Annotated in this window: 19 protein-coding genes; 5 read left to right on the top strand and 14 right to left on the bottom strand. The window is 71.2% G+C overall.

Annotated elements, in window-relative coordinates; all coding sequences use genetic code 11:
* The first annotated feature begins 8 nt into the window (after positions 1–8).
* A complete protein-coding gene (locus AC5RVZ_RS12420; RefSeq protein WP_494066064.1) occupies positions 9–494 on the top strand; it encodes a hypothetical protein in 486 nt (161 codons plus the stop codon).
* Between the two features lie 82 nt (positions 495–576).
* On the opposite strand, the gene AC5RVZ_RS12425 is transcribed toward AC5RVZ_RS12420, so the two are convergent.
* The 11 genes from AC5RVZ_RS12425 to AC5RVZ_RS12475 all read right to left on the bottom strand — a co-directional run bounded on the left by AC5RVZ_RS12425 (position 577) and on the right by AC5RVZ_RS12475 (position 13,511).
* Complete coding sequence (locus AC5RVZ_RS12425; RefSeq protein WP_494066065.1) at positions 577–1,428, bottom strand: HpcH/HpaI aldolase/citrate lyase family protein; 852 nt, start codon at positions 1,426–1,428, stop codon at positions 577–579.
* Positions 1,425–2,612, bottom strand: a complete 1,188-nt coding sequence (locus AC5RVZ_RS12430) for a CaiB/BaiF CoA transferase family protein (RefSeq protein ID WP_494066066.1) — start codon at positions 2,610–2,612, stop codon at positions 1,425–1,427. The genes AC5RVZ_RS12425 and AC5RVZ_RS12430 overlap by 4 nt, the downstream gene beginning before the upstream one ends.
* Positions 2,609–4,579, bottom strand: coding sequence for an SUMF1/EgtB/PvdO family nonheme iron enzyme (locus AC5RVZ_RS12435; protein ID WP_494066067.1), 1,971 nt, complete (start codon positions 4,577–4,579; stop codon positions 2,609–2,611). Before AC5RVZ_RS12435 ends, AC5RVZ_RS12430 begins: the two co-directional genes overlap by 4 nt.
* Complete coding sequence (locus tag AC5RVZ_RS12440; protein WP_494066068.1) at positions 4,576–5,517, bottom strand: PfkB family carbohydrate kinase; 942 nt, start codon at positions 5,515–5,517, stop codon at positions 4,576–4,578. The genes AC5RVZ_RS12435 and AC5RVZ_RS12440 overlap by 4 nt, the downstream gene beginning before the upstream one ends.
* Positions 5,514–6,890: an ADP-ribosylglycohydrolase family protein gene (locus tag AC5RVZ_RS12445; protein ID WP_494066069.1), complete on the bottom strand. Its 1,377-nt coding sequence runs from the start codon at positions 6,888–6,890 to the stop codon at positions 5,514–5,516. Before AC5RVZ_RS12445 ends, AC5RVZ_RS12440 begins: the two co-directional genes overlap by 4 nt.
* A complete protein-coding gene (locus AC5RVZ_RS12450; RefSeq protein WP_494066070.1) occupies positions 6,887–8,077 on the bottom strand; it encodes an ADP-ribosylglycohydrolase family protein in 1,191 nt (396 codons plus the stop codon). Before AC5RVZ_RS12450 ends, AC5RVZ_RS12445 begins: the two co-directional genes overlap by 4 nt.
* Before the next feature lie 68 nt (positions 8,078–8,145).
* Positions 8,146–9,438, bottom strand: coding sequence for an ABC transporter substrate-binding protein (locus AC5RVZ_RS12455; protein WP_494066071.1), 1,293 nt, complete (start codon positions 9,436–9,438; stop codon positions 8,146–8,148).
* Between the two features lie 26 nt (positions 9,439–9,464).
* Complete coding sequence (locus tag AC5RVZ_RS12460) at positions 9,465–10,301, bottom strand: carbohydrate ABC transporter permease (RefSeq protein WP_494066072.1); 837 nt, start codon at positions 10,299–10,301, stop codon at positions 9,465–9,467.
* Positions 10,298–11,248 (bottom strand): carbohydrate ABC transporter permease, encoded by a 951-nt coding sequence (locus tag AC5RVZ_RS12465; RefSeq protein ID WP_494066073.1) that lies wholly within the window; start codon positions 11,246–11,248, stop codon positions 10,298–10,300. Before AC5RVZ_RS12465 ends, AC5RVZ_RS12460 begins: the two co-directional genes overlap by 4 nt.
* A complete protein-coding gene (locus tag AC5RVZ_RS12470) occupies positions 11,245–12,279 on the bottom strand; it encodes a LacI family DNA-binding transcriptional regulator (protein ID WP_494066074.1) in 1,035 nt (344 codons plus the stop codon). The genes AC5RVZ_RS12465 and AC5RVZ_RS12470 overlap by 4 nt, the downstream gene beginning before the upstream one ends.
* A gap of 131 nt (positions 12,280–12,410) precedes the next feature.
* Positions 12,411–13,511 carry a GlxA family transcriptional regulator gene (locus AC5RVZ_RS12475; protein ID WP_494066075.1) on the bottom strand — a complete coding sequence of 367 codons (1,101 nt, stop codon included), beginning with the start codon at positions 13,509–13,511 and terminating at the stop codon, positions 12,411–12,413.
* A gap of 21 nt (positions 13,512–13,532) precedes the next feature.
* On the opposite strand from AC5RVZ_RS12475, the gene AC5RVZ_RS12480 reads away from it, so the two are divergent.
* Entirely contained in the window at positions 13,533–14,165 is a 633-nt protein-coding gene (locus AC5RVZ_RS12480; RefSeq protein ID WP_494066076.1) for an isochorismatase family protein, read from the top strand.
* Positions 14,166–14,255: 90 nt separating this feature from the next.
* On the opposite strand, the gene AC5RVZ_RS12485 is transcribed toward AC5RVZ_RS12480, so the two are convergent.
* Positions 14,256–15,416 carry a M15 family metallopeptidase gene (locus AC5RVZ_RS12485; protein ID WP_494066077.1) on the bottom strand — a complete coding sequence of 387 codons (1,161 nt, stop codon included), beginning with the start codon at positions 15,414–15,416 and terminating at the stop codon, positions 14,256–14,258.
* Between the two features lie 110 nt (positions 15,417–15,526).
* On the opposite strand from AC5RVZ_RS12485, the gene AC5RVZ_RS12490 reads away from it, so the two are divergent.
* Both AC5RVZ_RS12490 and AC5RVZ_RS12495 read left to right on the top strand, forming a co-directional pair.
* Positions 15,527–16,654, top strand: a complete 1,128-nt coding sequence (locus tag AC5RVZ_RS12490; RefSeq protein ID WP_494066078.1) for an Rv2578c family radical SAM protein — start codon at positions 15,527–15,529, stop codon at positions 16,652–16,654.
* Positions 16,655–16,878: 224 nt separating this feature from the next.
* Complete coding sequence (locus tag AC5RVZ_RS12495; RefSeq protein WP_494066079.1) at positions 16,879–19,347, top strand: immunoglobulin-like domain-containing protein; 2,469 nt, start codon at positions 16,879–16,881, stop codon at positions 19,345–19,347.
* Between the two features lie 83 nt (positions 19,348–19,430).
* Here the strand turns inward: AC5RVZ_RS12495 and AC5RVZ_RS12500 are convergent, their stop codons facing one another.
* On the bottom strand, positions 19,431–20,384 hold the full coding sequence (locus AC5RVZ_RS12500; protein ID WP_494066080.1) for an alpha/beta fold hydrolase: 954 nt from the start codon (positions 20,382–20,384) through the stop codon (positions 19,431–19,433).
* A 72-nt stretch (positions 20,385–20,456) separates the two neighbouring features.
* On the opposite strand from AC5RVZ_RS12500, the gene AC5RVZ_RS12505 reads away from it, so the two are divergent.
* The gene (locus AC5RVZ_RS12505) at positions 20,457–21,122 is read left to right on the top strand and encodes a TetR/AcrR family transcriptional regulator (RefSeq protein ID WP_494066081.1); all 666 of its coding nucleotides are present in this window, start codon (positions 20,457–20,459) and stop codon (positions 21,120–21,122) included.
* A 43-nt stretch (positions 21,123–21,165) separates the two neighbouring features.
* Here the strand turns inward: AC5RVZ_RS12505 and AC5RVZ_RS12510 are convergent, their stop codons facing one another.
* Positions 21,166–22,737, bottom strand: a complete 1,572-nt coding sequence (locus AC5RVZ_RS12510; RefSeq protein ID WP_494066082.1) for a DEAD/DEAH box helicase — start codon at positions 22,735–22,737, stop codon at positions 21,166–21,168.
* Positions 22,738–22,762 lie beyond the last annotated feature (25 nt).

Genomic DNA, 22,762 nt, shown 5'->3' on the forward strand with positions numbered 1-22,762 from the left:
TGATGTGCGTGGACCTCGCCGCCAAGATCACCACTGGAGCTGCAGTGGTTGTCGTCGGCGGCCTCGTCGCTCTCGCGGTCCCCGCGGCCGCTTCCATCGTGCAGGCAGCGCAGGACACAGCAGAGGGCATCGGCGACCTCACCGCAACGGCGGACCCGAGCGCCGAGCCGGTCACCGAGCCGACGCCCGAACCGACACCTACGGATCCGCTGCAGGCCGCTGCATGGGCGATCGGATGCGACGACTTCGCCGCGGTAGGCGGGTACGCCGGTGCCGCGAAGCCGTCGCCTCGTCCGGATCGCGGACCACTCGAATACGCGTCCGGTCCGGTCACTCTCGATGCCGACGGCGCCGTCGAGACCTACACTGTCCAGCCGGGCGACGCCGGGACAAGCATCGGCGAGCGATTCTGCGTCGACTACGTCACCCTCCTCGTCGCCAACGACGCCTGGCCGACCCTTCAGCCCGGCGACGTCCTCGTCATCAACCCGTAGGGCCGCACGCTCGGTCCCGTTCGCATCTCGTCCGGCCCGAACCCATCGGTGTAAGAAGAGGGCGCCGGCGCGGGCGGCCGCCTCAGGCGCGACGGGCGCGGGCGAGCACCCGCTCGGCGGCGCGCACCATCGCGATGTCGAGGAAGGTCCCGTCGTCGAGGACGACCGTGCCGGTGCCGTCCGCCGCGGCGGCGCCCACCCGGCGGACCACCTCTTCGGCGCGAGCCACCTCCTCGGCCGTCGGAGCGAAGACCTCGTCGATCACCGCGATCTGGCGCGGGTGCACGGCGGTGCGCCCGCCGAACCCCAGCATGCGACCCTCGCGACAGCTCGACGCCAGCCCGTCGAGGTCGGCCACGTCGGCGTAGACGCTCATCAGCGGCGCCGGCAGCCCGGCCGCCGCGGCGGCGTTGACCAGCCGGCTCCGCGCCCAGCGCAGTCCGTCCTCACCGTCGCGACCGGCGGGCACGCCGAGCTCGGCGCGCAGGTCGGCCTCGCCGAGCGCGAGCGACGCGACGCCGGCCGACGCGATCTCGAAGGCCCGCTCGACCGCGAGAGCCGACTCGAGAAGCGCGTGGATCTCGCGCCCGGGAAGGGCCACGCGCAGGGCGGCCACGTCGCCGGGCGACTGGGTCTTGGGCAGGCGGACCCCGACGGCCTCCGGCAGTGCGGCGAGCGCGGAGATGTCGGGCTCGTGCCACTCCGAGCCCCGGGCGTTCACCCGCACCTGGACGCCCGGGGAGGAGCCTTCGGCCGCAGCCGCGGCGATCGCATCGGCGAGGCCGCTCAGTGCGTCGCGGGCCTCCTGCTTGTGGGCGGGCGCGACGGCGTCCTCGAGGTCGACGATCACGGCGTCGGCGCCGGCGCGCAGAGCCTTGGCGATGCGGTCTGGACGGTCGCCGGGAACGTACAGCGCCGTGACGACGACGCTCATGCGACGCTTCCGTCGGCGCGGAGCTGGGCCACTCGCGCGTCGTCGTAGTCGAGCTCGCGCAGCACCGCATCGGTGTCGGCACCGTGCGCGCGACCCGTGAAGGCGATGGATGCCTCGTCGCGCGACATCCGGAACAGCGGTCCCTGCATCGCCATGTCGCCGAGGTCGGGGTCGTCGATGCGGTGGATCGTGCCGATGGCGGCGTACTGCGGGTCGGCGACGATGTCGCTCGCGTCGTAGATCGGGGCGACGGCGGCCTCGGCCTTCTCGAACGCCGCGATCACCTCATCGCGACTGTGCTGCGCGATCCAGCCGCCGACCGCCTCGTCGAGGACGTCGGCGTGGGCGGCGCGCTCGGCGCCGGAGGCGAACCACGGTTCGTCGGCGAGCTCGGGGCGCCCGACGAGGCGCACCACCCGCTCGGCGATGGACTGCGCGCTCGTCGAGACGGCGACCCACGACCCATCGGCGGTGCGGTAGGCGTTGCGGGGCGCGTTGTTCGTCGACCGGTTGCCGGTGCGCGGCTGGATCGTGCCGAGCTGGTCCCACCGGGTGATCTGCGGACCGAGCATCGCGAGGATCGGCTCGATGATCGCCACATCCACCTCCTGACCCTGCCCCGTCGCATCGCGCGAGCGCAGCGCCACCATGATGGCGTACGCGGTGGCGAGCGAGGCGATGCCGTCGGCGAGCCCGAACGGCGGCAGCGTGGGCGGCCCGTCGGGCTCGCCGGTCGCTGCCGCGAATCCGCTCATCGCCTCGGCGAGCGTGCCGAAGCCGGGCCGGTTGCGGTACGGCCCGATCTGCCCGAACCCGGTGACGCGTGCGAGCACGAGCCCGGGGTTCGCGGCCGAGAGCTCGGCGTAGCCGAGGCCCCACCGCTCGAGCGTGCCGGGCCGGAAGTTCTCGATCACCACGTCGGCCGTCGCCGCCAGCCGCACGAAGACCTCGCGTCCGCCTTCGGTGTGCAGGTCGACCGCGATCGTGCGCTTGTTGCGCCCGAGCGTCTTCCACCACAGGTTGTGCCCGTCCTTGCTCGGTCCGTGGCCACGGGCGGGATCGGGCTTGCGCGGGTGCTCGACCTTGATGACGTCGGCGCCCATATCGCCGAGGTGCATCGCCGCCATGGGTCCGGCGAAGAGGGTGGAGGCATCGATCACCCTCAGGCCTTGCAGTGGACTCATGCAACGTCCTCCCAGCAGACGCGGAAGCCGATCGACGGCGAGGCGTCGATCCCGAGTCCGGGAAGCAGCAGCTTCGCCGCGAACTCGGGTCCGCGCACGCCGCCGTCGAAGTACCAGTCAGAGCCTTCGGAGACGTGGGCGCTGCCGCCCTTGAGCATCACGAAGCGGGTGCGGCCGTCGCTGTGCTCCGATTCGGTCCAGTTCCACACCTCGGGGGACAGGCGGCGGAAGCCGGGACGCTCGGCGGCCAGCTGCCACTCGTCCTCGGTGGGCAGGCGCCCGCCCGCCCACGCGGCGTACTGCCGGGCGCGGGCGAAGGTGACGCTCGTCGCCGGCCGGTCGGCCGACCGCGCGTCGGGCACCGGCTCGCCGATCGCCTCGAGGAAGCGCGCGTAGTCGGCCTCGGTGACCTCGGCGGCGGCGACGCGGATGCCACGCGCGATCTCGACCGCACGCTCCACGGTGCGCTGGTCGTGCAGGCGCGGGGGGAGCGGCTTCCACTCGTCGACGTACGGCGCGCCGTCGTACATCCCGGTCTCGCGTGCGCGGAACCGCACGGTGAGGACGTACTCGCCCGGGGCGACGGGCACGGCGCCGCTCGCGAGCCGGTCGCGCTCGGCGACGGATGCCACGGGCCCGGTCCAAGCGGGCGGGGCGAGTCGGCGTGCCGGCCGGTGCGGGAATGACGCGTCAGCCACCGGCGGCTCGTCGGCGAGCGCCGCGCGCACGGCGTCGACGCCCTCGGGCGTCGACGCGCCGTCCGGGACGTGAAGAAGGGCGGCGATGCCGTGCGCGGGCACGGTGATCACGGGCGGCGCCTCGGTCACGGGAGCGCCGGGCTCGTGCAGCCCGACCCATCGACCGTCCCCCTCGGGCCGGTACGTCAGATCGACCGCGCCGGCGTTCGCGAGCAGTGTCAGCGTCACGCCGTCGAGAGCGAAGTCGGATCCGGCGAGCGGACCGTCGACGACGGCGAGCGGCATCCACTCTCCCTCTGTCAGCCACCGGTGGAAGGTGCGCTGGACGGGCAGCATCCGGCGCAGCGTCGCGCTGTCGCGATCGTTCCAGCCGACCCAGACGCCGAAGACCACTTCCCACACCATGATCCCGACGCCGTTGAGCCACGCGGAGCGCAGCTCGCCGGAGTGGTCACGGTGCCAGCGGCGGATGTGGTGCTGCATGTGCCGACGCTCGAACCACCGTGCCCGCAGCACGCCGGGCACCTCGGAGTCGGCGAACCACTGCGCCCACGACAGCGTGTGGTCCGCGATCCGCTCGGTGGCGAGCTTCGACTCCCCCTCGAGGCCGATGCCCGGGCGGGCGGCATCCAGCGCGGAGACGAGCTCGGGGTCGGCCTTCTTCAGGGTGTCGAGGAAGACCCCGTCCGCACCGAGACGGCGGACGGTGTCGGCGAGCTCGTCCGCGTCGGGGCCGCCCCGGCGCGTGCCGGTGTCCCACGGGTTGTAGTCGACGAAGACAGCGACGCCCGCGTTCCGCAGCGTCGCAGCGGCTTCCTCGAGCCCCGGCACTCCGTAGAAGTCCCACTGGTTGCGGTCGTCGATGCCGATGACCGGGTACGCGTGCCACAGCACGACGCCGTCGAGCCCGCCGAACCGCTCGCGCGCGTCGGCGAGGAACCGCTCGGGCGTGAACCGCTGCGCGTCGAAGTCGAAGAACAGCTCGTCCCACAGCCAGACCTGCGCGACCGTGAAGCAGCGGCTCGCCCACGCGGACGCCGGATCGCTGTATCGCTCCGTCTCTCCGTGCCGTCGGCGGGCGCTCGCACGCCAGGCGGCGAGCTGCTCGCGCCAGCGCGGGATGTCAGAGGGGTCTTCGGGTGCGGCGAAGATCTTGGCGTCGTCCAGCACGCGTGCGGCGTCGTCGTCGATGGCGAGGTCGACGTCGAGCGGCACGGGTGTCGGCAGGTCGATCTCGCGCGGCACCAGCGGATCGAAGCCGCCGCTCACGGGTGCGCCTCCGGCGCCCGGGTCGCCAGCAGCGCCGTCACCTCGTCGCGGGTGGGGACCGCCTCCTGCGCACCGGGTCGGCCGACGGCGAGGGCCGCCGCGGCGCATCCGGCCTCCGCGGCGCGGGCGAGCATCGCCCCGTCCGGGCGCGCGCGTGAGACCTCGGCCGCGAGGGTCGCCGCGAACACACCGCAGAAGGTGTCGCCGGCACCGGTGGTGTCCACCGCGCGCGCGGGGAACGCGGCGACCCGGTGCCGCGCGCCGTCGGTGATCACGAGGCATCCGGCCGCCCCCAGGGTGACGACGACGGCCGGAACGCGGGCGGACAGGGTGACCAGAGCCGTCTCGATGTCGCTGTCCCCGCTGACGTCGAGCGCCTCGTGCTCGTTCACCACGAGCACGTCGACGGTCGGCAGCAGCTCGTCGGCGTGCTCGACGAGCGGCGCCGACGGGGCGGCGTTCAGCACGTGCAGGGCGCTGTCCGGCCGCGCCGCGGCGGCTGCGAGCACGAGGCGCGCGGGAACCTCGAGCTGCGTGACGAGCACGTCCGCGCGCTCCACAAGCCGGCGTTGGGCCTCGGCCAGACGGTCCCGGGCGCCGTTGGCCCCGGGCACGACGACGATGGCGTTCTCACCGTCCGCGCCGACCGAGATCAGGGCGGTGCCCGTCGGCTCGGGCACCGTCTCGAGCCCCGACACGTCGATGCCGTCCGCGGCGAGCTGCGCGCGCAGCGCTGCGCCGTCGCTGTCGTCCCCGACGGCGCCGACGAACGCGACGACGGCACCGCCGGCGCGCGCGGCGGCGACGGCCTGATTCGCACCCTTGCCGCCGCTGGTGCGGGCGAGGTCGGCGCCGAGCACGGTCTCGCCCGGTCCCGGGATGCGCGCGACGCGGGCGACGATGTCGCTGTTCACGCTTCCGACCACCACGACGCTCATGCCGGTGCCACCCGCTCGGGGAGGGCGGCGGTCCGCTCGGCGAGGCGGCGGATCGAGCGGTGCTCGCCGCCGGGCATGGAGGTCGCCAGGCGGTCGTGCAGCGGCTCGGTCCACGCCGGATCGATGCCGGAGGCCCCGGTGAGCGCGCCGAGCACCGAGCCGACGGTCGCGCCGGCGGAGTCGGTGTCCCAGCCGCCCGTGACGGCGAGGGTGATGCCGGCGTCGAAGCGGCCGGACGACCCCTCGATCGCGCAGGCGATGAGCGCGGCGTTGTTGAGGGTGTGGACCCAGTGCATGCCGGCGTACTCCTCATGCAGCACGTCCAGCGCCGCCGCGGTGTCGCGTCGGCCCGCGGCGAGGTCGGCTCCGAGTTCGCGTCCGAGCGCGACCGCGCGCGCGAGACGGGATGCCGGCGGCACGACGCCGTCCGCGGCATCGAGCACCGCCGATGCGGTGTCGCTCACGAGCGCCGCCGAGCACATCGCCGCCGACCACATCGCGCCGTAGACGCCGTTGCGGGTGTGGCTGAGCCGGGCGTCGACCCACGCCGCGGCGGCGGCCGCCCGGACATCGCCGGGGTGCGCCCACCCGTACACGTCGGTGCGGATGAGGGCGCCGATCCACTCGCGGAACGGGTTGCGGTACGTCGCCGTCTCGGGGACAGGCCGCGCGTCGAGGATGTTGCGGTACGCAGCGCGCTCCGCGGTGAACACGCGTCCCGCCGGCAGGGAGGCCAGCCACGCGGTCGCCACGTCGTCGGTGGTCAGCGCGCCGCCGTGCGTCTCGAGCAGCTCCAGCGCGACCAGGGGGAAGTTGAGGTCGTCGTCCTCGGGCATCCCGTCGATGTTCTCGATGAGCGAGGTCGCCGCCGACCGTCGATTCCACGGCCAGCGCCCGGCGATCTCGTCCGTCAGCCCACGGGCGGTGAAGTAGCCCGTGATGGGCCAGTTCCCGGTGGCGCGGGCGATCTCCTCGATGCCGGCGCGCGGGATCTTCTCGACGGGCTTGCCCAGGAGGCATCCCGCCGCCCGGCCGAGCCACGCGCCGTGCACGCGGTCGAAAGGCACCGCGGCCGGGCGTGCCGTCGTCCGCGGTGCCGGCAGCAGCCGTTCGATGTCGGACCACTCGTCCGGCTCATCCGGGTCGGGGCGGTGGAACGCCTGCAGCTCGTCGAGCAGCTCTCGGGCGAGCGCGCGCACCTCCGGCGACGCCGCAACGGCGCTCGCGCCGCCGGGCGCGACCTCGGTGGAGCCGCCGGCGCGCTCCCACCGGTCCTCGATGGCCGCGAGCTCCGCGTCCGGCACACCCTGCTCGCGCAGCGCCTGCAGCTCGGCCGGGACGAGGTCCTCGGGCTGCGCCCATGTCAGCCTCATGCCGCGGCCCCGCTGTCCCAGCGTCCCGCGAGCACGGCGTCGATCGCCATGCTGCGGGCCCGCGCCCGTTCAGCGTCGCGCTGCGCGACCTCGCGCACCACATCGGTCATCGCGTCGATGACGCCGTCGAGGTCGAGGCGGCTCGCGGTGACCACGCGCGAGACCCACTCATCGGGCACCGCGGCGAGCCCGCCGAGGCCGCCGCAGATGGCGCCGGCCATCGTGGCGATCGAGTCGGAGTCGCGGCCGTAGTTGACGGCATCCAGAACCGCCGCCCGCAGGTCGCCGCGGTGCGCGACCACGAACCCGAGGGCGACAGGCAGCTCTTCGATCGACTTGGTGCGCGAAGGAAGCCGGGCATCCATCGCCGGAGCGCGGTACTCGTCCCCCACGGTGTCGAACGGAGCCACCGCCGCGCGCACGACCTGGCCGAGCGCGCGCGGGTCGTCCGAGCCGCCCGAGGCGACGAAGTCGTCGACGGCGTCGAGCACCGCGCGGATGGCGGCGGCCGTGCCGTCGTGCGCGACGGCGAGGGATGCCTCGCGCACATCGGCGACGCGGGCGCCGGGCGCCGCCGCGGCGGCGACGGCTGCGGCGAACACGCCGGCCGCTTCGCGTCCGTACGAGGCCTGGTGCGCGCCGGCGATGTCGATGGCCTCGGCGTACGCGCCCTCCGGATCGCCGATGTTGACCAGGCCCACGGGCGCCATGTACATGGTCGCGCCGCAGTTGACGATGTTGCCGACCCCGGCCTCGCGCGGGTCGGCGTGGCCGTAGTGGAGCTTGGCGACGAGCCATTTCTCGGCCAGGAAGACGCGCTGCAGGATCAGCGCCTCGTCTTCCAGCTCGGGCACCCAGCGGCGCTCGCCGATCATGAGCGGCACCAGGTCGCTGGCCACGTGATACGCGTCCAGGTGGGTGCGGCGCTGGGCGTAGACCTGCACGAGCGCGTGCGTCATGAGGGTGTCGTCCGTGACGTGCCCGTCGCCCTTGTGATACGGGGCGATGGGGCGGGCCGTGCGCCAATCGGGCAGGAACGGGCCCACGATCCCGGTCACCCGTCCGCCGTGGCGCTCCTCGATCTGCGCGGGCGTCCACCCCTCGGTCGCTCCGCCCAGGGCGTCGCCCACCGCCGCTCCCGCGAGCACGCCCGCGACCCGATCCTGCAACCCGTCCATCATCCTCATCCGTTTTCGCTCGTTCCCGTGGTCCCGGGGCGGGCCGCTCGCGCGAACCCGCCCCGGGTTGCGCCGGCTCAGCCGTTGATCTCGGTCCAGCCGTCGCTCAGCTGGGCTGCCAGCTGCTCGGTGGTGATCTGGTTCGCGAGGTACTGCTGGAAGGCCGGCGTCGCGATGGTGTCCTTCCACTCGGTGTACCTGTTCGCCTTGAGGAAGGGCGGGCCGACGAGTCCCTCACCGGAGGCGAGGATCTGGTCCCAGCCGGTCGCGTCGGCCGCGAGCTCGGCGACGGCGTCGCGCGCGCCCTGCGAGGACGGGATCAGCGCGTCGGCGTACGCGAGCTGCGCCAGGTTGTCGGCGCTCATGAAGAAGTTGAGGAAGTCGGCGGACTCCTCGACGTACTCCGAGTCGACGTTCACCGAGTAGGTCTGCGGGTTGGCCGCCTGCACGGCTCCGGCGCTGCCCTCGAGCGGCGGCAGGACCGTCCAGTTGAGCCCCTCCGGCGCGTCGTTGGCGATATTGGTCGCCTGGAACGACCCCTGCACGGTCATCGCGACGGTGCCGCCGTAGAACGAGGCCAGCACGTCCGACCCCGACTGGGTCAGAGACGTCGGGTCGATCGAGCGGTCGGTGTAGGCCATCTCGTGGATGCGCTCGGGAACGGCGAGCTCGTCGGCGCCGACCTCGATCGTCGCCTCGTCGCCCTCGCCTTCGAAATAGCCCCCGTCGAAGCCGAGCGACAGGCTCATCATGGTCGCCGTCGGCGAGCCGAGGCCCCAGCCGACGCCGTAGCGGCCCTCGGCGGTGGTCGCGGCGGCGATCTGCTGGAACTCGTCCCACGTCATGGTGTCGCCGGTGGGGATCTCGACGCCGGCCTGCTCGAGCAGATCGGTGTTCGCGAACACCATGTACGACTGCAGCGTCGACGGGTAGGCGATGATCTGGTCGTCGACCGTCACCGACTCCCAGATGCCGTCGGAGATGTCGTCTCGCAGCTCGGGGTCGATCAGGTCGGTGAGGTCGGCGAGGTAGCCGTCCTGCGCGAACGAGGTGATCGACGACGCCTCGAAGTGGATGATGTCGGGCGCCGTGCCGCCGGTGAACTGCGTGATGAGCTTGTCGTACGTGCCGTCCCATCCCGCCTGGATGATCTCGACCTGCACGTCCGGGTTGTCCTCGTTCCAGGCATCCACGATCTGCTGCACGGCCTGCTGCGTCGCCGGCTGATCGGAGAGGGACTGGAACTGGAGGGTGACGCCGTCGCCGCCCTCGTTGTCGCGGCTCGCACTGCCCTGCTGGCACGCGCTGAGCGCGAGGGCGGCGGCGCCGACGAATGCCAAGGCACCGATGCCTCGGATGGTGCTTCGCATGATGACTGCCTTTCTCTTGAAGGGGATCAACCCTTGACCGCACCGGCGAGCATGCCGCCGGTGAGCTTTCTCTGCAGGATGCTGAAGATGATCAGCGACGGGATGGTGGCCAGGATCGCGCCGGCCGCGAGCGGCCCGAGCTGGGTCTGCCCCTCGGCGCCGAGGAAGGACCGCAGCGCGATCGGCAGGGTGTACAGCTCGGGGCTCTGGATGAGCACGAGCGCGAGGAAGAACTCGTTCCACGCCGACACGAACGTGAACATCGCCGTCGCGACGAGACCGGGGGCCAGGAGCGGCAGCACCACGCGGCGCAGGATCGTCAGCCGCGTCGCGCCGTCCACCTCGGCCGCCTCCTCGAGCTCCCGCGGGATCGCGGCGACATAGCCCTGCAGCATCCACAGCGTGAACGGCATCGTGAAGGTGACGTAGACGAGGATGAGTCCGAGCAGGGTGTCGTTGAGCTGGATCGTCCGCAGTACGAGGAACAGCGGGATGATGATGAGGATCGTGGGGAACACCTGGCTGGTGAGGATCCAGATCGTCCCGGCCGCGCGGAGCCTGCCCTTCAGCCGGGCCAGTGCGTAGGCCATCGGCATCGACAGCAGCACCGTGAGGATCATGGTCGCGATCGAGACCAGCAGCGAGTTGCCGGCGGCCGTGATGAGGTTCTGCCGCTCCAGCGCGGTGACGTAGTTGCCGAACTCCCACACGGCGGGCAGGAGGTTGACCGCGAGCGAGTTGAGCTCGGCCGACGACTTGAAGGATGCCGACAGCAGCCACAGCAGCGGGAAGCCGAGGAAGAGGAGATAGGCGGCGAGCGCGACGTACATCAGCGCCGTCGCGTACCAGCGGCGGCCGTTCATGCGCGACGCTCCTTGGCCTGACGGAACTGATGGATGAGGTACAGCGAGAGGATGAGCATGATCGCGATCACGAGCACGTCGCCCATCGCCGACGCGTAGCCGATCTCGCGGTTGCGGAAGGCCTCAAGGTAGGTGAACAGCGGCGGGATCATCGTGCGACCGCCCGGTCCTCCCTCGGTGAGCACGTAGATGAGGCCGAACGAGTTGAACTGCCAGATGAAGTCGAGCGTCGTCACGGCGATGATGACCGGTCGCAGGGCGGGGAGCGTGACGTGCCAGAAGCGGCGCGCGGCGTTGGCGCCGTCGACGGCGGCGGCCTCGTGCAGCTCGGGAGCGATCGACTGCATGCCGGCCAGCAGCAGAACGGTCGTCTGCGGGATGCCCGACCACACGCCGACCACGATCACGGCGGGCAGGGCCGTCGAGAAGTCGCCGAGCCAGTTCACGCCGTCGAGGCCGATGGACTCGAGGAACCCGTTGAGCGGCCCGGAGTTCGGGTTGTAGATCATGCGCCAGACGATCGCGATGACCACCGGGGGCATCGCCCACGGGATGAGGGCCAGCACGCGCGTGAGCGACTTCAGCCGCAGGTTGCTGTTGAGCAGCAGCGCCAGCCCCATCGCCGACACCAGCGTGAGCAGCGCGACGGAGCCCGCCCACACGATGCCGATGCCGAAGGAGCCCCAGAACCGGTGGTCGCCGGCGAGCTCGATGAAGTTGCCCAGGCCGATGAAGTCGATGTCGTCGTTGCGCCGGAGCGTCGCGTCGGTGAAGCCGAGCGCGACGCCGCTGGCGAGCGGGATCACCGAGAAGATCAGGATCGGCAGCAGCGCCGGCACGACCAGGACGATCGCCTCGCGGCGCTCGGCGCGAGCGCGCGGACCGAGCCGCCGCACCTTCGGCGGGGTCGTCGTGGTCGACGGGGTCCGGGTCACGGTGGCGCTCATCCGGCGCTCCTCTCCACACCGCGGACGGCGGCTTCGCGCACCGACGAGCCGCGCACGACGAGCGAGGGTGCGACGGTGACCGTGCGCACCGGGCGGTCGGGATCGGCCAAGCGCGTGAGGAGCAGGTCCGCCGCGACGCGGCCGCGCTCCTCGGCGCCGAGATCGACACTGGTCAGGCCCAGCCGCGTGACCTCGGCCAGCTGCGTGTTGTCCATCCCGGTGACGGCGAGGTCGTCGGGCACGGACCAGCCCAGGTCGTCGGCGGCGTGGAGCGCGCCGATCCCCATGAGGTCGTTGGCTGCGACGATGGCATCCGGTCGCTCGTCGCCGCAGCCCTCGAGGGCGGTCATCGCCGCCCGGTACCCGTCGACGATGGTGAAGTCGGCGGCCGAGGCGACGCGGCTGCGCACACCCGGATGCGCCGAGACGGCGGCGGCGAAGCCTTCGGAGCGCACCACACCGGGCGTCGTGTCGCTCGGGCCGTTGAGGAACAGGATGTCGCGGCGTCCCTCGGCGACCAGGTGGTCCACGACCAGGCGCATACCGGTCAGCGAATCCGCCCGCACGGAGTCCAGGCTCGCCGCGTCCGGGACGCGCCCCAGCACCACCACCGGGACCGGAGCGTCGTCGAGCGCGTCGAGCAGCTCGGCCGTGACGCGCAGCGGCGAGAGGATCATGCCGTCGACGTAGCCCTTGCCGAGGTCGCGCACGACCTCGAGCGACGAGGACGTCGTCCCCGTCGACGAGATGACCAGCCGGAAGCCGGATGCCGAGACGATCTTCTCGATCGCCGTCATCATCTCGACGTAGACCGGGTTCCCGATGTCGGCCACGGCATAGGCCAGCTGCTGCGTGCGGCGGAGCTTGAGCGACCGTGCCGCGGCATCCGGGACGTATCCCAGCTCGGCGGCGGCCTTCCGCACCTTCGCCACGGTTTCGGCGCTGGCGATCTGACCGTTCAGCGCCCGAGACGCCGATGCGATCGACACGCCCGCGTGGGCGGCGAGCTGCGTGATGGTCACTCGCGGCACGGCTCTCTCCTTCGAGGGCGTTGGAATCGTTTCCAATATGTCATCGTAAACGTTTCCACCCAACGGCGCGCATGTCAAGATGAGGCGCGTTCGCGGCATCGGTGTGAGGAGCGAACCTCGTTGAGAGCAGTTCAGTCGCCGTCGGAGCCTGCCACGGATGCCTTGTTCGCGAGCTGTGCTCGCGACCGATCCGCGCGATGCAGAGCGAAACGGCGCCGGTACTCCGACGGGGTCGTCGCAAAGGCGCGAGCGAAGCTCTGACGCATGGTCACGGGGCTGGCGAATCCGCAACGCGCGGCAACGGTGTCGATACTCAGATCCGTCATCTCCAGCAGGCGCTTGACCTCCTCGAGACGCCGCTCGCGCAGCCAGCTCGCAGGCGTCGTGCCGGTGCTGCTCTTGAATGCGCGGATGAAGCTGCGCAAGCTCATGTGCGCCGCACGGGCCAGGTCCTCGACACCCAGCGGCTCCTCCAGACGTTCGGAAGCCCACTCGAGCGCGCGCGAGATCGGGCTCGCGGAGTTCGGCTGCGGTACTGGGCGATCGATGTACTGCGCCTGGCCGCCGTCGCGGTGGGGGGCGACGACGAGGCTGCGCGCCACCCGGTTCGCGGCCTCGGCGCCGAGGCGGGAGCGGACGATGTGCAAGCAGGCATCGACGGCGGCGGCGGTGCCAGCAGATGTCAGCACATCCCCATGGTCGATGTACAGGACGGTGCGGTCGACAGCGATGCTCGGGTATCGCGAGCTGAACTCGCCCATGGACTGCCAATGGGTCACCGCGGTGCGCGATGACAGCAGTCCACTCTCGGCCACCGGGAACGCGCCGAGGCAAAGGCCCGCAACCACGGCACCCTGAACGTGCGCAGCCCGCAACGCCTCACTCAGTGCGGCGGAAGGCTGCCGATGATCGCTGTGCCAGGACGGCAGGACGATGATGTCTGCGCCGTCCGCGGCGCTGAGGTCGGCGAGTCCTCCGAGCCGGTACCCCTCCGCGGTCTTGATATCCGAACCGTCCTCGTTGAAGAGCTCGGTTTCCCACTCGGCGAGGCGCTGCCTGCGGACCTCGCCGAACACCATCTGGGGAATGGACAGATGGAACATCGTCGCACCGTCGAAGGCATAGATCGCGATCCTCATTCGCGCCCGCAGGGATGGCGCGAACTCATCGTTAGTGTGCATTTGCGCCAATTGTGGCACGTCGTCGGTTGAACGAGTCTGGGACAGGTCCACACCCGCAACCCAGGAGGAGACATGACTCCCGCCCGCCGCGCCCTGATTGTGATCGATGCTCAGCAGGAGTACTTCACCGGTCGGCTGCGCATTCAGTACCCGCCCCGCGACGAATCGATCCAGCGAATCAACGACGCCATCGACGCCGCCGAGCGCGTCGGCATTCCCGTCGTGATGGTTCAGCACGCGATGAGCGAAGGGGCCCCGGCCTTCAGCCCCTCCACGCCGCAGTTCCGCCTGCACTCCTCCCTTGAGGAGCGCGATGCGGCGACGTGGAAGAGCGTCGTCAAGCAGTACAGCTCGATCTTTCCCGGCACTGGGCTCGATGAGTGGTTCCGAGAGCAGGGGATCGACACCATCACGCTCACGGGATACATGACGAACAACTGCGTCCTCGCGTCCGCTGCAGAAGCAGAGGCACATGGCATCAGCGTCGAGGTGCTCTCGGATGCAACCGGAGCGATTGACATCGCCAACGAAGCAGGCTCCGTCGATGCCAAGACAGTGCACACGACCCTGCTCGCCCTGCTCCATTCGAACTTCGCGGCAGTGGCCCCGACCACCGCGTGGCTTGACGCTGTTCAGTCGGGTGAGTCCTTGAGCAAGAGCAACCTCATCGACTCGGCAGCCGCCGGCGCGGCGGCTCACGTCTGAGCGGGTCATGGTCGGGCGCAGGGGAATCCGGGATGCCGCCACCAGCCCCACGACCCGGGCCCGTGGCGCGCCCCTCAGCCGGCGTACGCCTCAGCCGGCGTACGACGGCGCGGGTGGAAGCCCGAAGAACTCCTCGAGGGTCTTCCATCCGCCCACGTGATACGCCCGCGCGAGCTCGGGTCCGATGTAGCGCAAGTGCCACGGCTCGGGCAGATAGCCGCTGACTCCCGTGGCGCCGTCGACGTAGCGCACGATCCAGCCGTACTCCCACGCGTGCTGCGCGACCCAGGCGCCCTGCGGCGACGCCGCGAGATCGTCGATGGTCCGGCACTGTCCGTCGCAGGGGATGACATCCACCCCGAGGCCGGACTGGTGCTCACTGTGACCCGGGCGCGCGCTGACGAGGTCGGCCTGCTCGGTGCCGCGCATAGACACCTGGGCGCTGTAGGACGAATGCTGCGTCTGGTACGAGCGGTAGGCACTCTCGATCCCGATCTCCCCCGCGCCGGCTGCCGCAGCGGCGGCGACCATGGCGCTCAGCGCCGCTGCGGCATCGGCCCGAAGGGTCGCGGTGTCGACACTGCGGACGCCCTCGGGGGGGACGAGCGACTGCGGGACGTAGTCCACCGGCGTGTACGGGCGGAGCTTGTTCACGACGACCCACGTGCGAGCGGGATCATCGAGGCGGATGCATCCCGCCGCTCCCGCGGCGACGGCGGCCCGGAACGGCTCGGCGCCTCCCGCGGCCGCGATGACGGCGGCGTCGTTCCCCGCGGCCAGCGCGGCCACCACGTCGGGATGGTCGCACAGCTGCTCTCCGGTCACAGACTCCACAGGCGGCGGTGTCGTCGCGGGGGGCGGCGGGTCGGATGCCCGCTCCCCGTCGGACGAGCCGGGAGCTGCGATCACCGCGCGGATCTCCTGCCGCTCGGCCGCCGGCGTCGCGGCGGCGACGGGTGCCTGCGGGTCCGGCATCAGCGCCGCTGTGACGCCGGCGCTGGAGGCGAGGAGGAACGTGGCGACGAGAGCGGTGCCGGCCACGACCGAGCGCCAGTGCCGAGGCGCCCGGCGGGCATGCCGCGCCACCGGCGTGCCGGCGGCGCTGAGGACGGTCCGGCGCAGCGCAGGCGGCCGTTCGCGCCGTGCGCGAGCAGCTGCGTCCTCCCGTGCGCGGGCAGCCGCGGCCTCCCGTGCGCGCGCAGCCGAGAGGGCGCGACGGGTGAGAGGGGCTTCGGGCGAGGGGGACGCCATCGGCTCCATTCTTGCCATCGAACGGCGTCCTCGCGACCCCGAAGCCGAGCTCTTCGACGGTGCGCGGCGCAGCGCTTGACGCAGTATCGAACGTATGTTCTCATGGAGCCATGCGCTGGCAAAGTCAGGAACTCGGAGTCGCCGACGCGGCGGCGCTCCCGGGCATGGAGCAGCTCAACGGTCTGGTGCGCTCCGTCACGACGCCCGAGTTCGCCGGCATGACCTTCCATGAGGTGCTGTGCAAGTCGGCACTGAATCACGTGCCGAGCGCCTCGGCGATGCCGTTCGACTGGACCGTGAACCCGTACCGCGGGTGCAGTCACGCGTGCATGTACTGCTACGCGCGGGGAACGCACGAGTACCTCGAGCTCGACGCCGGCCGCGACTTCGACAGCCAGATCGTCGTCAAGATCAACGTCGTCGACGTGCTGCAGAAGGAGCTGCGGCGCGGCACCTGGCGCAGCGACCCCGTGATGCTCGGCACCAACACCGACCCGTACCAGCGGGCGGAAGGGCGCCACCGTCTCATGCCCGGCATCGTGTCGGCCCTGACCGAGTCCGGAACGCCGTTCTCGATCCTCACGAAGGGCACGCTCCTACGGCGTGACCTTCCGCTGCTGAAGGATGCCGCCACCCAGGTGCCGGTGTCACTCGCGATGTCGATCGCGGTGTTCGACGACGAACTGCAGCGGCTGATCGAGCCCGGCACACCGAGTGCCACCGCGCGACTCGACACGGTGCGCGCCGCGACCGACGCCGGCTTCCGCGTGACGGTGTTCATGATGCCGATCATCCCCCACCTGACCGACTCCATCGCCGCGATCGATCACGCCTTGACGCGGATCAAGGAGGCAGGCGCCGTGCGGGTCGTCTACGGCGCGATGCACCTGCGACCCGGCGCGAAGCAGTGGTTCATGCAGTGGCTCGAGGAGCGGCACCCCGAGCTGGTCTCGTCGTACCGGGGCCTGTATCCGGGCATGACGGCGAACGCTCCGAAGGCGTATCGCGCGTGGCTGGCCAAGCGGGTGCGCCCGCTGCTGAGGGTGCACGGACTCGACGGGCGCGCCGAGGACGACCACCCACGAGGAACACCGGTGGCCGGTCTCGCCTCGCGCGCCGACGCCCGCTCCTCAGCACCGATCGTCGTGACCTCGCGCGGTCGTGCAGCAGCCTCCACGGTGCGCACGGCGTCCGCCGCGACCTCGCCGCGGGCAGAAGCGACGGCGCGGCTCTTCTGAGCCGCCCGCACCGACGGCGGAGGCGTCGTGCTCCGCGCGAACCGGGAAAGCGCTTCCAATGTGAGCGCTAACGAACTACCGTGGATACAGCTCCGCGTGCAGTGGCGCGGAGCATGAGCCTCAACGGAGAGATCGTCGCTTCCCGCAGGACGGCAGCTGTCCGGCGAGCGCTCTTCCTGTCGCCTGGGGTCGATCTCCAGGTTCAACCGGAGAAGGAGCATGCAATGGCGAATGTGCCGAAACCGCACGCGACGTCCAGTCGCAGATCGAGGGGGCGCGCACCGGTGCGATTCCTCGCCGCCGGCTTGGCCGGCGCGCTGGGGGTCGCCATGCTGGCGGCGACGCCGGCGGCCGCGCAGCTGCGCAGCGAGCTGAACCAGAACGCCGACGGGAACGCCCATGTGGACTGCACCACCGCGGTTCAGACGGATGTGACCGACGTGCGCGGACACCTCGAACTGCCGACCACGGGACGCGAGTTCGGGTCGACGATCTCATGGCAGTCCAGCGCGCCGGACGTCATCTCGACATCCGGCTGGGTGACCCGCCCGGCCGCGGACGCGCCGGCGGTCGAGGTGACGCTGACCGCCACGGCGACACTGGGCGACGAGGTCGCGACCTGCACGTATGACGTCACCGTCACGCCGCTTCCCGAAGAAAAGACCTACGAGCGGTACCTGTTCGCCTCCTTCCACGGCGGAGACGACGGCGGCCGCAACGGCGAGCAGATCTGGATCAGCGCGTCCAAGGGCAACGACCCCTTCAACTGGTACGAGGTCAACTACGACGAGGGCACGTCGGTCTCGCAGCCCATCCTGCAGACCGTGAACCCGCCCCAGGGCCAGATGGGCCTGCGTGACCCTTCACTGATCCGCTCCGCCGACGGCGACCGCTTCTACCTGCTGGCCACCGACCTGAAGACGTACCAGGACGGTCAGTCGTGGTCGTACCGGCAGTCGCGCGGATCGCGTGACCTGGTGGTCTACGAATCCGACGACCTCGTCAACTGGTCCGAGCCCCGATTCGTCAAGGTCGAGGACGACCACGCCGGCAACGTGTGGGCGCCCGAGGCGTTCTACGACGAGAAGACCGGTCAGTACATCGTGTTCTGGGCCTCGAACCTGTACCCCGACGAGAACATCGACACCCGCAACACCTCGCAGATCTCGTACAACCGCATCCGCATGGCGACCACGCGCGACTTCGTGACGTTCTCGGAACCGACCACCTGGGTCAACCTCGACCGGTCCACCGGCCAGCAGGGCTGGGGGATGATCGACTCGACGATGATCGCGGCGGACGACAGGATCTACCGTCTGACGAAGGACGAGAACGGGTTCCGGGTCCTGCTGCAGTACATCGACTCGCTGGATGACCTCTACGACACATGGGGCGCCGAGGAGACCACGCCGTATGTCACCAACCGCAACCCCATCACCCCGCTGACGGAGAGCCCCAACGCGTGGACGATGGTGGGCAACCCCGACGGCTCGAGCAAGTGGCAGATCCCTGGACTGAACGGCGGCAACCTCGAGGGGCCGCTGGTGTTCAAGGACAACGTCGAGGACATGTGGTACGTCTTCATCGACTACGCCTCCGGCGGCGGCTACGTCGCCTGGCGCTCGGACTCGATGGACAAGGCCCCCAATGAGTGGGAGTACCTCGGCCAGTCGTGGTGCAACACGACGGGCCTGTCGAGCTCGTGCACGGCGCAGTCGGCGACCTCGCCGTACTGGTCGCTTCCGGTGAGCCCACGCCACGGCTCCGTCCTGCCGGTCACGCTCGAGGAGTGGGAGGGCGTGATGTCGCACTACAACTCCCCGGTCCACGTCGAGGCGTCGATCGTCACGGAGAACGGCACCGAGGTCACCGAGGACGAGTGGATCAACGAGGTGCCCGAGCTCAAGGTGGACTGGACCGACTTCAACGGCACGGACCTCGCACCGGCATGGCTGCGACTGGTCGAAGGTCACAACGACGGCCCCCGAACGGTCTCGGACGAGGTGATCGACTCCGGCATCGAGCAGGGCATGACCCTGCCGGTCAACGCGGTCGAGGGCACCAACTGGGCTCAGGTGGAGTACCGGGATGCCTCGCTCGGCGGTGACGACGTGATGCTGTGGACGACGGATGTGTCGTACAAGCTCGACCTCACGGCGCCGACCGTCGAGGCCGACGTCGACGGCACGGAGCTGACGGTGTCGGCTGCCGATCCGGCACCGGCGAACGGGGCGGAGAACTCCGGCCTGGCATCGTGCCAGTACCGCGTCGACGAGGGGGCCTGGGCCGACTGCGAGCCCACCACGACGCTTCCCCGCGCCTTCGAGGAGCGGACGATCACGGTGGTCGCGACCGACAACGCCGGCAACGAGTCGACGGTCACCACCGTGGCGGAGGCATCGGAGCTGGCCGTGACCGCCGCCGTGACGTCACGCTGCGTGGCGGGCAAGGTGGTGCAGGTGGTCACGCTGTCCAACGGCGAGGACGTTCGGGTGTCGGCGACCATCGAGTCGCCGTACGGCACGAAGGAGGTGACCTCGCTCCCCGCAGGAAAGAGCAGGTCGCACTCCTTCACCACTCGCGAGGGCAGCATCCCGAGCGGATCCGTCGAGGTCACGGTGACCGCGACGATCGCCGGTGAGACCGTCAGCGTGAAGGACGCCGTCCCGTACGCGCCGTCGTTCTGCGGCTGACACCAGTCGGCGCCGACCGAGGGGCGCGTCGCCGGATCACCGGCGGCGCGCCCCTTCCGCATGCACAGCCGCGTGGGCAGCGATCAGCCCGTCACGAACTCCGGGGCCGCGAGGATCGACGCGCGCTCGGCATGCGGGGCGGCGCCGTCGCGGGGACGCTCGTCGTCCGACGGCGTCGTCGATGCGCCGAGGAACGCCGGCACCGCGTCGAGCACCTCATCGGCACGGAGGATCCGGTTGTGCCCGAGGTCGCGGGTGCGCAGCGACAGCGCGCCGGGGTGAGCCGCGAGGATGCGGTCGGCCTCGCTCGCCGGGACCGTCCGGTCACCTCCGTCGTGGATGACGAGGAGAGGGATGCCTGCCGGAAGCGGGCGACGGATCGCCGACAGCCAGGCGAACGGGTCGGGGTCGCCGGCGAAATAGCGGCGCGCGAAGCGCGCGGCCATCGCGTCGGCCACGCGGTCGGAGTACCGCATCGCGGCGGTGAACTGCGACAGCAGCGCCTCGGCATCGGCAGGCGCCGCCACGGTGACGACTCGCTCAGCGCTCAGCCCTCCGACGACGGCCACCAGCGCCGCCAGGCCGCCGAACGAGTGCCCGATCACGCCGGCGAAGACGCCGTGCCTGTCCTGCAGCGCGGTCAGCGCATCGGTCCAGTCCACGAGGTAGGTGCGCCTGCCGCCCGATCCCCCGTGCGCGGGCGCATCGAACGCCACGACCCGGTAGCCCTCGGCGACCAGTTCCCGCGTCAGTGCGGCGAACTGGCTCGTCCGCCCGTCCCATCCGTGGAGGACCGCCACGGTACGCGGGCCGGTTCCCCATTCGTACACGCAGACGTCGACACCGCGGCGATCCACTCCGGCGATGCGCAGCGTGCTCCGCCGCGCGCGCCACATCGTGGGCTGGTCCCGTGTGCTCACCGGGCGGGGCTTGGCCACCGCTGTGAAGAGCGGCATGGCCATCGCAGACCCGGACGCGGGTGAGATGGTGCCGATCGAGCGAGCGACCCCACCGGCGGCGATGCGGATGACGTTCATGATGCTCCCTTGCAGCGACAATACGAACGATCGTACTTAGATATACGAACGATCGTACGCTAATGTCGTCCCATGGAGCAAGTGCGGATCGACGGCCGCCGATTGCGCGGCAGCGAGTCCCGGCGCGCGATCCTCGCGCACGCCGTCGACACGGCGTCCGTCGAGGGACTCGAGGGCCTCACGATCGGGCGCCTTGCGGACGCGGCGGGGCACAGCAAGAGCGGCGTGGCCACCCTCTTCGGCTCCAAGGAACAGCTGCAGCTCGCGGTGGTCGCCGCCGCGCGGGAGGTGTTCGTGGATCATGTCGTCACGCCCGCTCGCGCGCGAGCCGACCGCGGTCTGGCGCGCGTGTGCGCGCTCCTGTCGAACTGGCTCGCCTACTCCCGCGATCGCGTGTTCCGCGGCGGATGCTTCTTCGCGGCGACGGCCGTGGAGTTCGACTCCAAGCCCGGACCGGTGCGGGATGCGATCCTCGCCGCGACGACCGACTGGGAGGACTATCTGACGGTCAGCATCCGGTACGCCGTCGACGCGGGTGAGCTGACGGGACTGGACGACCCGCGCCAGCTGGCCTTCGAGTTCGTCGCGCTGCTCGAGGCCGCGAACAGCCGGTCGCTGCTGTACACGAGTTCCGAGCCGTACGCGCGTGCGACGACCGCGCTGGTCGCGCGTCTGACGGCCCTCGGCGCTGATGAGGGGCTGGTCGCGACGATCGGCGAAGGGGCATCCGTGCGCTGACGACGGGGCCGCCGCCGTCAGGCCGCGCCCGGCGCCGGGCCGGTCAGCTTGAGCGGCGCACCTGCTCGAGGATCGGCGCGCCCGGCGCCGCCTCGTCGAAGCGGGCCTCGATCTGCGCCCGCTCGAGGAGCTCCTCCATGCGCGCGCGGCGCTGTCGCGCCACGAGGGTGACCACGGTCCCGCTGCGTCCGGCCCGGCCGGTGCGGCCGGCTCGATGCAGGTACGCCTTGTGGTCGTCGGGCGGATCGGCCTGGACGACGAGGTCGATGTCGTCGACATGGATCCCGCGGGCGGCCACATCCGTGCAGACGAGGACCCTCGCCCGGCCGGTCGTGAGCTGCTCGAGGTTGCGGGAGCGCCGCGCCTGATCCAGATCGCCGTGCAGCGCCAGGGCTCGCACGCCGACGTCGGCGAACTGTCCGACGAGCATCTCCGCATACGCGCGGGTGCGGGTGAAGACGAGGGTCTTGCCGTCACGGTCCACAAGCGACCCGAGCACGGCCGGCTTGTCGCGATGATCGATCAGGAGCACGCGGTGGTCGATCGATCCGGCGTGCTCCTCGTCGCCCGCCACCTCGTACACGACGGGGTCGCTGAGGAACTCCCCGACCAGCGCGCTCACCTGGCGATCCAGCGTCGCCGAGAACAGCAGCCGCTGACCCTTCCGCGGCGTGCGGCGCAGGATGCGCTGCACCGCGTCGATGAAGCCCAGCTGCGCCATGTGGTCGGCCTCGTCGAGCACCGAGACGCTGATCTCGCGCAGATCGAGCACGCGCTGCTCGACGAGATCCTCGATGCGGCCGGGCGTTCCGATGACGATGTCGACGCCCCGGCGCAGCGCACCGACCTGGCGCGCCTGCGGCACACCGCCGTAGATCTGCGTCGTGAACAGGCCCACGCTCCGCGCAATGGGCTGGATGGTGCGGTCGATCTGCAGCGCGAGCTCGCGTGTCGGGGCGAGGATCAGCGCGCGAGGCGCGCGCCCCTCCTCGCGCCGGATGCCCGCTTGCGAGCGCAGCACGGCTTCGACCAGCGGCGCCCCGAAGGCGATCGTCTTGCCGGACCCGGTGCGCCCCCTCCCCAGCACGTCGCGTCCCTCGAGGATCGGCGGGATGGTGGCCGCTTGGATCGGGAACGGATGCCTCGCGCCCAGCTCCTCGAGCGTCCGCACGATGTTCTGGCCCAGGCCGAGGTCCGCGAAGGTGCCGCCGGCGAGCGCGCGGGCGTCGACCGTCTCGCCCTCCAGCCGCTCGTGGACCTGGTCGCGGACGGGCCCGCGGCCGCGGTCGACCGGTGCGGACCGACGCGGGGCACGCGGCGCGGCCGGACCGGCGCTTCTGCCTCGCGCCTGCGCGCGGATGGCCCGCGCTTCGTCGCGGCCGGCCTTCTCCTGCTCGTTCCAGCGCCGCTTGGGAGCGGCATCCGATTCGGGCGCTCGATGCCCCCGGTGACCGGGGCTTCGGCTTCCCGGCGTCCCGGCTGACGATTCACCGGGGCGGCGCTTGCCCTCACGCCCTTCGGCCGTCGGCTTGCCGCCCGTCTTGTACTTCGGGTTGTACCGCGGGTCAAAGTTCTTGGCCGCTCGACCGCCGGCGGGCTTCTTGTTCTTGGGCATCCGTCTTCCGGGATCGTCGTGGACG

It is taken from the genome of Arthrobacter sp. Cza30 (genome assembly GCF_059090765.1).

What these genes read in the sequence shown, in the direction of transcription:
- AC5RVZ_RS12450 (WP_494066070.1), bottom strand. Translation starts at nt 8,077, where the DNA reads ATGAGGATGATGGACGGGTTGCAGGATCGGGTCGCGGGCGTGCTCGCG.
- AC5RVZ_RS12485 (WP_494066077.1), bottom strand. Translation starts at nt 15,416, where the DNA reads ATGGCGTCCCCCTCGCCCGAAGCCCCTCTCACCCGTCGCGCCCTCTCG.
- AC5RVZ_RS12510 (WP_494066082.1), bottom strand. Translation starts at nt 22,737, where the DNA reads ATGCCCAAGAACAAGAAGCCCGCCGGCGGTCGAGCGGCCAAGAACTTT.
- AC5RVZ_RS12490 (WP_494066078.1), top strand. Translation starts at nt 15,527, where the DNA reads ATGCGCTGGCAAAGTCAGGAACTCGGAGTCGCCGACGCGGCGGCGCTC.
- AC5RVZ_RS12440 (WP_494066068.1), bottom strand. Translation starts at nt 5,517, where the DNA reads ATGAGCGTCGTGGTGGTCGGAAGCGTGAACAGCGACATCGTCGCCCGC.
- AC5RVZ_RS12460 (WP_494066072.1), bottom strand. Translation starts at nt 10,301, where the DNA reads ATGAACGGCCGCCGCTGGTACGCGACGGCGCTGATGTACGTCGCGCTC.
- AC5RVZ_RS12505 (WP_494066081.1), top strand. Translation starts at nt 20,457, where the DNA reads ATGGAGCAAGTGCGGATCGACGGCCGCCGATTGCGCGGCAGCGAGTCC.
- AC5RVZ_RS12500 (WP_494066080.1), bottom strand. Translation starts at nt 20,384, where the DNA reads ATGAACGTCATCCGCATCGCCGCCGGTGGGGTCGCTCGCTCGATCGGC.
- AC5RVZ_RS12425 (WP_494066065.1), bottom strand. Translation starts at nt 1,428, where the DNA reads ATGAGCGTCGTCGTCACGGCGCTGTACGTTCCCGGCGACCGTCCAGAC.
- AC5RVZ_RS12430 (WP_494066066.1), bottom strand. Translation starts at nt 2,612, where the DNA reads ATGAGTCCACTGCAAGGCCTGAGGGTGATCGATGCCTCCACCCTCTTC.
- AC5RVZ_RS12455 (WP_494066071.1), bottom strand. Translation starts at nt 9,438, where the DNA reads ATGCGAAGCACCATCCGAGGCATCGGTGCCTTGGCATTCGTCGGCGCC.
- AC5RVZ_RS12480 (WP_494066076.1), top strand. Translation starts at nt 13,533, where the DNA reads ATGACTCCCGCCCGCCGCGCCCTGATTGTGATCGATGCTCAGCAGGAG.
- AC5RVZ_RS12445 (WP_494066069.1), bottom strand. Translation starts at nt 6,890, where the DNA reads ATGAGGCTGACATGGGCGCAGCCCGAGGACCTCGTCCCGGCCGAGCTG.
- AC5RVZ_RS12495 (WP_494066079.1), top strand. Translation starts at nt 16,879, where the DNA reads ATGGCGAATGTGCCGAAACCGCACGCGACGTCCAGTCGCAGATCGAGG.
- AC5RVZ_RS12465 (WP_494066073.1), bottom strand. Translation starts at nt 11,248, where the DNA reads ATGAGCGCCACCGTGACCCGGACCCCGTCGACCACGACGACCCCGCCG.